The sequence below is a fragment of the Bacteroides sp. AM44-19 genome, assembly GCF_003603395.1.
GTDB classification, from domain to species: domain Bacteria; phylum Bacteroidota; class Bacteroidia; order Bacteroidales; family Bacteroidaceae; genus Bacteroides; species Bacteroides uniformis.
The window spans coordinates 76,595-90,040 of sequence record NZ_QTNB01000015.1 but is presented as its reverse complement, the minus strand read 5'-3'; the positions used below and the strand labels follow the sequence as shown (position 1 = coordinate 90,040).

At 46.2% G+C, this 13,446-nt stretch carries 7 protein-coding genes; 4 read left to right on the top strand and 3 right to left on the bottom strand.

The features are described 5' to 3' along the window. The first annotated feature begins 31 nt into the window (after positions 1-31). The 3 genes from DW947_RS17610 (at position 32) to DW947_RS17600 (ending at position 6,410) form a co-directional block, all read left to right on the top strand. Positions 32-3,016 carry a PL29 family lyase N-terminal domain-containing protein gene (locus DW947_RS17610; protein WP_119958577.1) on the top strand — a complete coding sequence of 995 codons (2,985 nt, stop codon included), beginning with the start codon at positions 32-34 and terminating at the stop codon, positions 3,014-3,016. 445 nt (positions 3,017-3,461) lie between these two features. Next, positions 3,462-5,927 (top strand): primosomal protein N', encoded by a 2,466-nt coding sequence (gene priA, locus DW947_RS17605; protein ID WP_119958576.1) that lies wholly within the window; start codon positions 3,462-3,464, stop codon positions 5,925-5,927. 21 nt (positions 5,928-5,948) lie between these two features. Then, positions 5,949-6,410, top strand: coding sequence for a low molecular weight protein-tyrosine-phosphatase (locus DW947_RS17600; RefSeq protein WP_005825832.1), 462 nt, complete (start codon positions 5,949-5,951; stop codon positions 6,408-6,410). Here DW947_RS17600 and DW947_RS17595 read toward each other — a convergent pair. Then, positions 6,407-8,497 (bottom strand): BT4734/BF3469 family protein, encoded by a 2,091-nt coding sequence (locus DW947_RS17595; RefSeq protein ID WP_119958575.1) that lies wholly within the window; start codon positions 8,495-8,497, stop codon positions 6,407-6,409. The two genes, DW947_RS17600 and DW947_RS17595, sit on opposite strands and share 4 nt — an antisense overlap. Positions 8,498-8,897: 400 nt before the next feature. On the opposite strand from DW947_RS17595, the gene DW947_RS17590 reads away from it, so the two are divergent. Continuing rightward, positions 8,898-9,521: an HU family DNA-binding protein gene (locus DW947_RS17590; protein ID WP_117963727.1), complete on the top strand. Its 624-nt coding sequence runs from the start codon at positions 8,898-8,900 to the stop codon at positions 9,519-9,521. A 299-nt stretch (positions 9,522-9,820) separates the two neighbouring features. Here the strand turns inward: DW947_RS17590 and DW947_RS17585 are convergent, their stop codons facing one another. Beyond that, positions 9,821-12,385 (bottom strand): cell surface protein, encoded by a 2,565-nt coding sequence (locus tag DW947_RS17585; RefSeq protein WP_133303612.1) that lies wholly within the window; start codon positions 12,383-12,385, stop codon positions 9,821-9,823. Between the two features lie 436 nt (positions 12,386-12,821). After that, the coding region (locus DW947_RS21925; RefSeq protein WP_243635100.1) for a tyrosine-type recombinase/integrase at positions 12,822-13,446 on the bottom strand (625 nt) is incomplete at its 5' end.

The window sequence follows — 13,446 nt, the reverse complement described above, 5'->3', positions numbered from 1 at the left end:
TTTTAAATTTATAAATTTAAAGTTTTCAATTATGAACAAAAAGTTTCTAAGTGCAATCTTGTTTGGAGCTTTAATGGTTGGCTCCACAAGTACATTTGTTTCTTGTAAGGACTATGATGATGACATCGATGGCTTGCAGGAGCAGATCGATGCAAACAAAAAACAGATTGATGACATCCTTGCTGCAATCAATGGCAAGAAATTCATCGAAAGTTATGCTCCTGTTGAGGGTGGTTATTTACTGACTTTTACCGGTGGCGAAACTTTAACTATCAAGAATGGTGCTCAAGGCGAAAAAGGTGAGCAAGGACTTCAGGGTATTCAAGGCCCGAAGGGTGAAACCGGGGCTACAATCGTTCCGAAGTTCAAGGTAGATGCCGAGAACTACTGGATGATTAGCGTAGATGAAGGTGCAACCTATGAGTATGTATTGAATGACGCAGGTGAGAAAATCAAGGCTGCAGGTTCAGAAGCTAATGTTGAAGAAGCTATCGGAAACTACGTGAAGGTAGACGAAGAGGGTTATATCTGCATTGGCGAATATAGAACTTCATTCAAATACAATGCTAACGTTCCTTCAATGATTTACAATGAAAAGGATGGAACTATGCAGGTTACTATTGACGGCCAATCATATACTTTGTTGATGGAAGGCTCTGCTTTCAATGGTCTGCAAACTATTGTGTATAGAAAGCAAGCTGCTGATGACGCAAATGACTATGCTGTAGCTTATCAGTTGTACTATCCTCAAAACGATACTGACGTTGATACTTTGTTTGCTGCAGTTCCTGCAAAGGCTTCTTTCAAAGTCTATCCTTCAAAATTCTCAAAGAGCGATGCCGAGCTCTTCTTCTCTGATACTTATCAGACAAGAGCTGCAGAACAGCCGAAATTGAATGTCTTGGATTGGGACTTCGATAAAGAACAAGATGGTGTTATTTGGGTAAAGATGACTCCGGTAAACTTTAAAGATGCTCAGACTGTATCTACTTCTGGATGGGGAAGTATGACATGGATTGACCCGACTACGCAAACAGAAATATCTGGCTGGGGAAACGTATGGGTGGATCTTGGTGAGACAATCAATAGCTATGCTACCTCTCTGGATGTTAAGATGTACAAGCAATATGTTTCTGCATCAGATTATTTTAATGTTAAGTCAATGTATGTATCTTCTAAAGAGGTACATAACGTACGTGTAAATGCAGAGGAGGAAATCCAATATTCTAATAAGATGCAGACTGCAAGTAGTTGGTATCCCGAAAAATTCATGTCTCAGAATGATGCAGCTTCTTATAAGGTTGGCGAATTTGATTATAAAGGAACATTCAATCTGAACGATTCTATCAGTGCTGCTTTGGATTTGAATGACGGCGTACTGTTGGCTGATGCCGATATTCAATTTGAACAGAAATTCGAATTGATTGATGAAAATGCAGACAAGGATTTGTGGGGTGTAACCATTAAGAAAGGAATCTTTGATGCAGATAAAGTAGCTAAAGAAGGCATCTTGGCTGTTAAGGAAGAAAAACAAGCATCTGCTATTGATGAATATGCTGTAATCAAGGTCACTACTACAGTTAAATCACAAGTAGAAGGTGTACATGATTTGGTTGTTTATAACTATGTTTTGGTACAAGCTATACGTCCTACCGCTGCAGAAAATGTAGCAACTGTCAAATTGTCTCCGCTGGGTGATGCAACCTTCAACTTGAGCTACAAGACAGCTAAGCAAATTGTGAAGCTGGATGTACGCGCATTTGAAGACGCTATCGGTGGTCGTGATATCTTAACCGACAAGGGCACCTCTATTGTTTGGCCTTTGTATAAAGCAGATTACAATACAGAGAAGGAATTGACTGGATATAGTGAAGCATACGATTACCTAACTAATGCTCCACAGCAAGCTACATGGTCTGTAGATGTTCCTGTAGCTAGAGATGAGGCATTTGTATGGTACAAGAAGGCAGAAGGTAATGCAACAGACTCATTGTTCTTGTTTATTGGTCCTCAGACAGAAATTGATAAGACTACCCTCTATTTGAAATCCACTAATTACTGGTCTGAAGCACTTGCTAAGAATGGTTGGGTTTCTTATAATGGCATTTCTACTCCATATGCTGCTTATAACAAGTATGATAGTCAATATTTCATCACTACTATCAATGACCTTGCTGTAACTCGTAACTTTGCTGTTGCTATCAAGGATGCATACAAGGCACGTACAATCATTGGTGACTGGAGTGATGCTGCTAACGGCAACTTCGGTATTAAGTCTGAAAACTTCGCTCACATGTATGATGTAACTCCTGCTGATGCTAAAGCTGTATTCGAATTGAATAAAGATAAGCAGAATGCATTTGTACAAGATTTGATGAAGAAGAAGCAATTAGTTGTTGAAGAATCAAATGGCGAATGGAGAATAGCATTCACTGCTCCTATTGATATCAAGAAGGTTGGCAATCTGAAAGTTGATATTTATGATGCAAATGGTTACGATGCTACTGACAAGAACCGTAAACCTGATGCAGAAGAATTATGGACTGTAGCTCGTCCGATAGCAGATTTCACCGGTGGTGCTGCACTGAAAGCATTCAACGATCCGAACTTGGCCAAGGATACAGAAATTACTTTGAAGCAATTGATTGAAAATTCTGTAGCTGGCACTAAGACTAAGGCTGAAGACTTCTGGAAGAATCTGATATTGAAAGACTATGCAGGTGAGACAGTTGTTAAATTCAATGGAACTACATTCAATGCCGAAGAAGTCACTGCTCGTGCTGCTTTGTACAAGAAGTCTGTTAAAACTGGTCTCCGCTACATTATGTCTAACGGAACAGACAAAGATGAATACTTCAAGGTAGATCCTACAACTGGTAAGCTGACTTGTATTGCACTCCCGACAGGTACTGAGTTTACTCATACAGTAAATGTGGTTCTGCAGTTCGTTCACGACTGGGGTACTAGTGAGTATGCATACAACGTAACTATCACACGTAAACAAGCTACTAGATAATCTGAGTAGTAGAAAATTGTCTGAATAGACAATTATAAAATCAAAAGGAGGATGTTCTATGGGAACATCCTCCTTTTTTTCTCCAGAAACTTTTTTCTCCTCACTTTGCTTCCACACTTCCACCCACTTCCTGCATCTCTCTATCCATCGGCATTTGCCCCTCTGTGGAAGCACCCTCCAAAGGTGGAAGCAAATTTTGCTTCCACCTACTCAAAACGCCATGGTTTTACTGCAACTCACTCATTTTTATTTTAATACATCGAACAAATTTTATAAAACACTGACGCCAGTTTCCCCATACTTCTACACCCATCCTACCCATAAAATCTGCAATACCTCTCCCTTATCTTCATCCAAATCCACAACAGCCTCCTCCTCTCCTCAGCATAAAAAATGCCCCGTTCATTTCATTCTCCCTCCACTTTCCACTATCTTTGTCCCCACGATGAAAAAGTTCGCCGACGTCATATTGCCTTTGCCCTTGCACAGCTGCTTCACCTACTCCCTGCCCGACGAGTGGGCGGATGAAGTGCAAACCGGTTGCCGGGTGGTAGTACCATTCGGGCGGAAGAAATACTATACGGCCATCGTGCGTAACGTGCACTATTGTGCCCCCACCGGATACGAAGTAAAGGAAGTGTCTGCTTTGCTGGATGCCTGCCCGATACTGCTTCCGCGGCAGTTCAAGTTCTGGGAATGGCTCTCCGATTACTATCTCTGCACGCAAGGAGACGTCTACAAAGCCGCCTTACCCTCTGGCTTGAAGCTGGAAAGCGAAACAATCGTAGAGTACAACCCCGATTTCGAATCCGATGTCCACCTGCCGGAGAAGGAACAGAAGATACTGGACGCGCTCTCTACCGACCCGGAGCAATGCGTGACCAAACTGGAGAAGGAGACCGGCATCAAGAACATACTTTCTGTCATCAAGTCACTGCTCGACAAAGAGGCCATCTTCGTAAAGGAAGAACTGCGCCGTACCTATAAGCCCAAGACCGAAACCCGCGTACGCCTCACCGCCGTTGCGCGCAACGAACACCGCCTGCATATCTTCTTCGACGAATTGCAGCGCCGTGCCCCCAAGCAATTGGACCTGCTGATGAAGTACCTGGAACTCTCCGGCTACCTCAGCGGACGAGATATAAAAGAAGTCTCCAAAGCCGAACTGCTGCAACGCACCTCCACCACCCCTGCCGTATTCAACGGTCTTATAGACCGTGGTGTATTCGAAGTTTATCAGCAGGAAATAGGCCGCATAGATAAAGCGCTTCTCAAAGAAGTCGTCCCCGTCAATCCGCTGAACGAACACCAGCAACGCGCCTATCACGCCATCTTGGAGAATTTCCAAAGCAAGAACGTCTGCCTGCTGCACGGCATCACGGCAAGCGGCAAGACAGAAGTCTATATTCATCTGATAGAAGAAACCATCCGGGAAGGAAAGCAAGTGCTCTATCTCCTGCCCGAAATAGCCCTCACTGCGCAAATCACAGAGCGCCTGCAACGTGTTTTCGGTTCCCGTCTGGGCATCTACCACTCCAAATTCCCCGATGCGGAACGGGTAGAAATCTGGCAGAAGCAGCTGTCGGAAGCAGACTATGACATTATCCTCGGTGTCCGCTCCTCCGTCTTTCTTCCTTTCCGCAACCTCGGTCTTGTGATTGTGGACGAGGAGCACGAAAACACCTACAAGCAGCAAGACCCTGCCCCTCGCTATCATGCTCGCAATGCAGCCATTGTACTCGCCTCCATGTACGGCGCCAAAACTCTGTTGGGTACGGCAACCCCTTCTGTAGAGACCTGGCACAATGCCACATCCGGTAAGTATGGCCTCGTGGAACTGAAAGAACGCTATAAAGAAATACAACTGCCGGAGATTATCCCCGTAGACATTAAGGAGCTGCACCGCAAGAAGATGATGAACGGTCCGTTCTCTCCACTGCTCCTGCAATACATCCGCGAAGCGCTGGAACAGAAAGAACAAGTCATCCTCTTCCAGAACCGCCGCGGCTTCGCCCCCATGATAGAATGCAACACCTGTGGCTGGGTACCCAAGTGCAAGAACTGCGACGTCAGCCTGACCTACCATAAGGGGCTGAACCAGCTGACCTGCCACTATTGCGGCTACACCTACCAGCTGCCCCGCGTCTGTCCTGCCTGCGAGGGCACCGACCTGCGCAACCGCGGCTTCGGCACGGAAAAAATAGAAGATGACATCAAAGCCCTCTTCCCCGACGCCCGCGTAGCCCGTATGGACTTGGACACCACCCGCACCCGTACCGCCTACGAGCGCATCATCTCCGATTTCCAGCAAGGCAAGACGGACATCCTGATAGGCACGCAAATGGTGTCCAAGGGTCTGGACTTCGACCACGTCAGCATTGTGGGCATACTCAATGCCGACACCATGCTGAACTATCCCGACTTCCGCGCCTACGAGCGCGCCTTCCAGCTGATGGCGCAGGTTGCCGGACGCGCCGGACGGAAGAACAAGCGCGGCAGGGTGGTGCTACAAACCAAAAGCATCGACCATCCCATCATCCCGCAAGTCATTGCCAACGACTACGAAGCCATGGTAGGCGGGCAGCTTGCCGAACGCCAGATGTTCCACTACCCGCCCTACTACCGCCTGGTGTATGTCTACCTGAAGAACCGGAACGAGACCCTGCTCGACCTCATGGCACAGACTATGGCCGCCAAGCTCCGCACCGTCTTTGGCAACCGTGTGCTGGGACCGGACAAGCCGCCCGTAGCACGCGTACAGACCCTGTTCATCCGAAAGATTGTCTTGAAGATAGAAACCAATGCCCCAATGGCACGTGCCCGCGAGCTGCTCGTCCAGGTGCAAAAGGAGATGGTGGCGGAAGACCGCTTCAAGTCGTTGATAGTGTATTATGATGTAGACCCGATGTAAATAACTCGTAACTAAAGAAATATGAAGAAGATACTTTTCGTTTGCCTCGGCAACATTTGCCGTTCCTCCTCGGCAGAGGGAGTCATGAAACATCTGGTAGAAGAAGCCGGACGTGCGGATGAGTTTTTAATCGATTCTGCAGGCATTCTGTCCTATCACCAGGGCGAACTGCCGGACAGCCGGATGCGTGCCCATGCTGCCCGCCGTGGATACAATCTGACGCATCTTTCGCGCCCCGTACGTACCGAGGATTTTTACAACTTCGACCTGATTATCGGTATGGACGACCGCAACATCGACGACCTGAAAGATCGTGCCCCTTCAACCGCCGAATGGAGCAAGATACACCGCATGACGGAATACTGTACAAAGTTTACCCATGCCGACCATGTACCGGACCCCTATTACGGCGGTTCCGAAGGTTTTGAGTATGTGCTAGACATTCTGGAAGATGCTTGTGCGGGGTTACTGCAGAGCATTTAATCCAGCGGCATTACATGATACAGTGTCCCCTGCCTTGACTTCTTGTTCGGTATTTCAAGCTTCTTGAGCGTCCGCCCGAATACGGCAACCTTGTTGATTGCCAGACGGTCACGCGTCTTTGTCTGTAAAGCGGAAAGAATCTGCATGGGCATCATCCATTGCCCCTCTTCATCCTCTTCTGCCGCACGGAAATGGCTGTGGAAGAGTTGTTCCAGTGGGGTGAGCTGTTCAAATTCCCGGTTCGTCCGCTTCAAGATGGCTTCATCGGCATCATCCAGCCAGTAACGCTCACCTTTGGCTACGGCATTCAGAGCCTGCGCATAGAGCTGGCGGTAGTTGATGCTGACATTCGTATCGATGGGACCGGTGACCTCAATGCAGATGAAACGGCGGCTGCCACTGGGGTCGGATAACAAGTCCTTCTGGTTGCTGGTGCCGATGAAGGAGGCATACCGCCGCATCTCACGGATGGTGCTGCCGTAGGGTTTGCGCAGGTTGGCAACCGGTTTCTGCAGCAGATGCTTCAAGAAACCCTGCTGGTTGATGCTGATTTGGTCGAACTCGTCGATGTTGACGAGCAGAAAGCGTCCCAGGCTGCGCTCCGCTTCCTGTCTGCTCTTGAAGTCGATGCTGTCCGTATAGCCGAAACGCAGCTCCGGTGGCAGCAAAATGCGGCAAAAGGTGGATTTCCGGAACCCTTGAGAACCGACAAGCAGAGGAGAAGTATTGTTTCCGTGTTGCCGGTCCATTCCACGCCAGTGTGCCACCATGCCCAGGAACCAGCGGTAGAACAGCTCCTGCCAATGAGGATTGTGGCACGGAACGAGGTCGGCCAACGCCCGGATGCGGTCTTTCCCGTCCCAGCGGCCGGTGTCGTAAAGGTACTCTTCGACGGGATTATAGAGTGGCACGTAGTCTGAAGTAAGGAAACGGTTGATGTCGCGGTCCCATACGCGGATACCCTCCTTCAGGGCATTCATGGAGACCGTACTGCGGGCACGCTGGTCAGCAGGCTTGAAATAGAAATGGACGGAGTCGCGCTGACGGTATTCCAAATCATCCAGAACGGTGTTGTAGCGAAACTCATACCGGCGGCCCATAAACTCTTCCAGCCGGAAAACGCTCTCCTGCTCTTGCGTCAGACTGCTCTTTTTCCCGAAGCCTTTAAGCTCTTGATATAGGTTATGAATCGTTTGACGGACAATGAATTCATCCGCTTCCCGGTAATAGTGCATCAATGTCTGGCGGACTACTTCCTCTTCGGGAATGCCTGCCTTGAAACAATGTTCGGCCAGAGGTACCAGCAGTATCCGTAAATCCCCGTCCCGTTTCCAGCCGCCCAATCCGCGGAATGCACGGCCAAGGGCCGACTCGAAGAGTACGGCAAAGGTGTCCGAGGCTTTACTGTCCGGATGCAGCCGCAACAGCGGGTTCTTTTCTGCGAGTTTTCGTTGCCGGAAGTTCTCTTCCTCGGGCATGCTGAGGGGCTGTTCCAGGCAGAAAGGTACAGCGGCAGGATTGTAGTATGGATATCCGTCCAGAGTCATGCGGCAACTCTGGGTAAGGGAAGGTTCTTTCAATGTAATGGCAAACGGCAGCAAGGGCTGGTAGCACTTCACCGCCATACGGTAGGCGTGGGCATGAAACAAGGTGGCATCGCTCTCCCGCTTCGGCGTCGTGCCGTCGGGCAGGGCAAACAATACCCATATCTTGGCACTCCGTCCGCTGGAACCGCAGAAAGCGGCAAAGGTCTGTGGTAGCAGGGCGGCTTGTTGCTTTACATATTCCGCTTCGGCAATGCCCGACAGACGGTTTACTTCCAGTTGTACGAGTCCGTTATAGTTCTTCATCCGCCGTTCTCCCTCTTGTGTACGGCTATATTCCACGGCAGGGTAGATGCGTGGCAGTTTGTCTATATGTTCGTATTGGGCGCAAGTACCCTCCAGTTGAGGAAGGATGGCCCGGAGGGTCGATACATGTCCGGCTTTGGTTTCGGTTTTCAGTTTTTTAATCAGTGCATCCGCTTCCAGGGTGCTGAGGGCTTCCTTTCCGCTCTCTTTTTCTGCTCTAATCAAGGTAATTTTCATTCTGTTTGTCAGCTTGTTTGGGTAAATATAATTCTCGTAAAGATACTACATTGAAGAGCTGAAAGCAAGCATTCTGCGGAATAATTATTAAATGGATACAAGTCTCCACGACTCATGCAGAGAAGTGTTAAAAGCAAGTGAGTTTCTTTGTCAAAACACTGGCATCCCTTTGCTTTTCTCCCTTTGTTTGTCTACTTTTGTATAGGGAATAGATGACGCCTAACGACCATGAACAACTCTGCTTACGGCCATGAAGCAATCGCTTGACGACCGTAAGCAGAGTTGTTCATGGCCGTTAGGCGTCTCTCTTTCCATAGCTTTTACGGATGAAGTACGCCCCCCGCACCTATTCCGCATAGGGCGCAAACTTATTATATAACAACTTAAAAGACATTGAACTATGGCAATTTTATTTGATTGGTATGAGCTTCCGGAACCAAAAGACAAACAGCGGGAAGAAAAGATACTTCATCCACGCATCCGCTTGAACGGCTCTACCACTACCGACGAACTGCGTCGCAGAATTCAGGAACGCAGCTCGTTGACGGAGACTGATGTCTCGGCGGTACTGGATGCTTTGTCGCACGTCATGGGGGAAGACCTTGCCGAGGGGCGGCAGGTGCATCTGGACGGTATCGGCTATTTTCATCCCGTACTGACGAGCACGGAGCCGGTGACCGCTGCGACCAAACGTAAAACCACCAAGATTAAGCTGAAGGGCATCAAGTTTCGTGCCGACCAGGTACTGAAGAATGAGATAGGCGCTATCAAAGCTAAACCGCTGGGGCTGAATGAGCATTCCCAAAAGCTGAGTGACAAGGAGATTGACAGGCGGCTGACGAGCTACTTCTCTACGCATCAGTTCCTTACGCGCAGTGATTTTCAGAGCCTCTGCGGAATGATGCGCTCTACTGCACAGCTTCATATTCGCCTGCTTCGCAGCGAAGGCAAGCTCGAGAATGCAGGAAAACTGAACCAACCGATTTATGTACCTTGCACGGGGTATTATGGTAGAGACGAGTAGGTTACGGTAAAACTATAGCGTTTTGAGTAGGTGGAAGCAAATTTTGCTTCCACCTTTTTTTGTTGCTTCCACAGCAGTTCAAGTGCCGATGGATAGGGGGATGCAGGAGGTGGGTGGAAGTGTGGAAGCAAAGTGATGGAAAATAAATTTCTGGAGGGGATTTAGAAAAAGAAAGCAGGAAAGCAAAATTAAAGATTAAAAAAATCCCTGACCTCAAAGAAGCCAGGGATTCTAATGTTATTTCAAGGTTTCTCTAAATAAGTCCTCCATAATAAAGGACTTATTTAGGAATACATTGATTAGCGTTTGTTTACAGTCATGCCAAGTTCGATAACACGTTCGTGCTTGTACATGTCAACAACTGTAATCTTCAATGTAGAAGGAACAGCAGCTGTCGGGTTAGTTGCCTTAGAATTTACGGTGAAACCAGTGATTTTACCTTCCTCGATGTTTACAGTGAAGTATTCATCCACTTCACCGTTGGCATTGGATACCAAGTGGGCTTCCTTAATTTCCAATGACTTTTTATAAGGTGCGCTCAAAAGTGCACTATATTCACTGTCACGAGAGCTGATACCCTTAATATACTTAGCATACTCTACAGTAACATCTTTACCATAAGTCAGTTCTGTGCTATAAGGTAATGTCGCAGTAGCTTTCAAACCAAGGTCATCCTTAGTAGCCCATCTCCAAGTGTATGTATCGTTGTAGATGCAATTGAATACAGTCGGGAAAGAAGCAGCGTCAATAGTGTAATTAACAAAGGCACCATCTTTCTTCTCTGAAGAAATCTGACCATAGTTGTACACTACAGTTGTAGCATGCTGAGTCTTATTGTCAATGTACTTCTCAGCAACAGACAATTTTCCTGCACCAGTCACACCATTGTCAACAGTCTTATCACCGTCTACCTTAGCAGCAGCAAATGTTATCAGATAATCCTTTGCTTCACCCTTACCGAAGTTGAATACTTGTTTCATTTCCATTGTACCTTCTGTAGCCTTCTTAGCAGTCCAATCGTTAGGAATCAAGTAGCAGTTGTAAACGCCTTGAGCATCCAGCTGGTTAGTCTTGATAGAGAATCCTTCCGGCAATGTAGTCGGCAATACTTTCTGTACAGAAATAGTACTTTGTGACAAGAATGTACCTTCAGCATCAAAGAATTTAACGATACCTTCGTAAACCTTGTCATTCTTCATTGTCTGGAGGTCAACTGTAGCTGCTAACTTAGCGTTTGCGATATCTTCAATCTTAGTAGCCTTAGTCTTACCGTCAGCTTTGTAGAATGTGAATGTAGTACCTTCAAGTACTTTCTTATTTTCTTTGATATTAATCTCATTTTCGACATAAATGCTCAAATCGAACTTGTCAGCACCGGCAGGAACAGTGAATTTAGCCAGGCCTTCATAAGCGTAAGTAGTCGGAGCAGCGACATATGCAGTCGGAGTGATTACGTATTTAGCTTCACTGGCTATTTCAGAGCCATTACCAGCCTTCACCCAAACGATTACTGATTGTTCAACTCCGGTATAGTCGATAGTAACCACCTTCAAAGGTACTACTACGCCCTTGGCATAAGCACCACTAATTGTGATATCGAATTTGTTGTCTTTGCTAACAGTTTCTACACCTGCAATAGTCAAGCTCTTGATAGCAGCTTTGTCTGTTGTAGAAAGAGCCTTATTATCAATATCAACAACAACATAGCTACCCATGATAGGGCTGGTTCCTTCTTTTGAAGCAACATTGATTTGGAATGCTTCACCACTTGCTACAGGGTAACATTTCTCAGTATTAGGTGTCGCAGTAGCAGATGGATTTTCATAAGCTGTCAAATCTTTTTTAACTTCTATCGTAGATTGAATAGTTGAGTTCTTTGCAATCTCATCTGCCTTAGTATAAGTTTTCAGTGCTGATTTCGCAGTAATATCATAAGTTGATGTTACAGTTCTTGCATCCTTAGTTGCTGCAAGTGCAAATAGGACGCTCTTATCCTCACTTACTACTTTTTTACCAAAAGCTTCGAGATCAGCCTCTTTGTTCAGTTCTACTTTAACTTCGTAGAGACCGTTAGAAACAGATCTGGTCAACAAGCCGTCGTATGCTTCTGTGCTGAGTGTAATATCACTGAGAGCTTCACCCTTGCTATTGATAAGAGAGAACATCTCGTTTGTCACAACAGCATTTACGGGAGCTACAGAAATCATGAAACTAGCCGGAGTTGTGTAAATCTCATTGGCATTGATTGTGAAGCTGCCAGTAAATCCTTTACCGAATTCGTATGATTTTGCATCTTTCACGCTGGCGTTCGGATTCAGCTTAGCAGGAAGCTGTGCATAGTTCAGTTCCAGTTTCGGATTTGCTGTCTGAAGATCCAGACTTGTAATCATCTCCGTAGTCAAGCCTGTCAGTTTCGTAACCTTTTCAGTCAAGTCATTGATTGTTGCCGCAAGTTCCTTCTTTGCAGCATCGAACTTAGAATCGATAGTAGACTCCAACTGTGCCTTTACTTTGGCTACTTCATCTTGAGCAGCCTTAATTGCCTCTGTTTTTGCATTGGCAGCATCAAGAGCGGCTTGAGCGGCAGCTTTCTCAGCTTCTGTTGCAGTAGATGCAGCGTCATTAGCTTTCTTCACAGCTTCTTCTGCTGAAGTCTTTGCAGCTGCAGCTTCTGTTTTTGCGGCATCCAAGGCTGCTTGCAAAGCTGCGATTTGAGAAGTCATATCTTCCTTAGTCGCAAGCTTGTCAATTTGTCCTTGCAAATTCTCGATGTCATCATCGTAGTCCTTACAAGACGTAAACGTTCCTGCAGTGCCCACCATTAAGGCGCTGAACAGGATTACACTTAGAAACTTCTTGTTCATAATTGAAAACTTTAAATTTATAAATTTAAAAAATAAAAAAGTGAATAATCTCTCATTTTCATTCCCTTTCACATAGCTGTTGATTATATGATTTTTTCCGTTACTTCGCAGGTAATGAAATCTTGTTAATTCCGTTAATAATCAGGGAATAAGGAGAATATAGACCCGTTTTGTTTGGAATAGTAAAAATCAGTCCGTTGGGATATTGGAAAGATAATATATAGTCTTAATCTCCAACATCATAGAAAAGCTGCAATAGAAATTATGAAGTGAAAAAGTCTCTAATTTTCAATATAAGATTCTATCTTTCAGTTTATTGCTTACGTTGGGAAACTTTTTGTAAAGCTAATATCAACCCGCTCCTCAAAACTTTGTTTGAAGACTATAAAAAAGAAACAACAAGTTTGCTCTACTTCCTCAAAAGAAGTAATCTCTTTTATACTGGATATCCTTCGTTTTTTACAAAAGAAATTACCCTTTGATTGGCTTCGTCAATCTTTCTGTTGCTGAAAGGCTTCAGATAGGTTTCTGTCACTGTGATGGAAGAGTGCCCCATGGCTTCCGATATGATTCCTGGATGTATCTCGCAGTGGTAAGCTATGGTCGCCCAAGTATGGCGTGCCGCATAACTACTGAGTGCAGACTGCATTCCTAAGCATTGTCTGAGTACTGCCAAACGTTGGTTGAATGCCCTGAGTGCCGACTGGTATTCTCGGTATGCCGCTTCTGTGCCTTCCTCACTTTGCAATATGGGGAATAAATAAGGAGAGTCCTTGTCTTTGTTTGCTATCATTCTCACCATTTGCATAGCCTCCGGCGTCAGTGAGACGGTCAGTGCCCGTCCCGTCTTCCTGCGCCTATAAGACAAGGTGTTTCCTTGTAAGTCCCTTTTGTGCAAATAGGCCAGGTCCACAAAAGGAATCCCTCTTAGCATAAACATCAATACAAAGAAAATTCTTGTTTTCTGTCGGGTGTTGGGAGAATTACCGGTCTGCAGGCTCATCTCTGTCTCCCGTACCAAGCAGCCTATGTCGGAAGCTTCGAGCGCCTTTTTCCTATCC

Coding starts and splice junctions, on each gene's coding strand:
- DW947_RS17585 (WP_133303612.1), bottom strand. CDS start 12,385: ATGAACAAGAAGTTTCTAAGTGTAATCCTGTTCAGCGCCTTAATGGTG.
- DW947_RS17610 (WP_119958577.1), top strand. CDS start 32: ATGAACAAAAAGTTTCTAAGTGCAATCTTGTTTGGAGCTTTAATGGTT.
- DW947_RS17590 (WP_117963727.1), top strand. CDS start 8,898: ATGGCAATTTTATTTGATTGGTATGAGCTTCCGGAACCAAAAGACAAA.
- DW947_RS17600 (WP_005825832.1), top strand. CDS start 5,949: ATGAAGAAGATACTTTTCGTTTGCCTCGGCAACATTTGCCGTTCCTCC.
- priA (WP_119958576.1), top strand. CDS start 3,462: ATGAAAAAGTTCGCCGACGTCATATTGCCTTTGCCCTTGCACAGCTGC.
- DW947_RS17595 (WP_119958575.1), bottom strand. CDS start 8,497: ATGAAAATTACCTTGATTAGAGCAGAAAAAGAGAGCGGAAAGGAAGCC.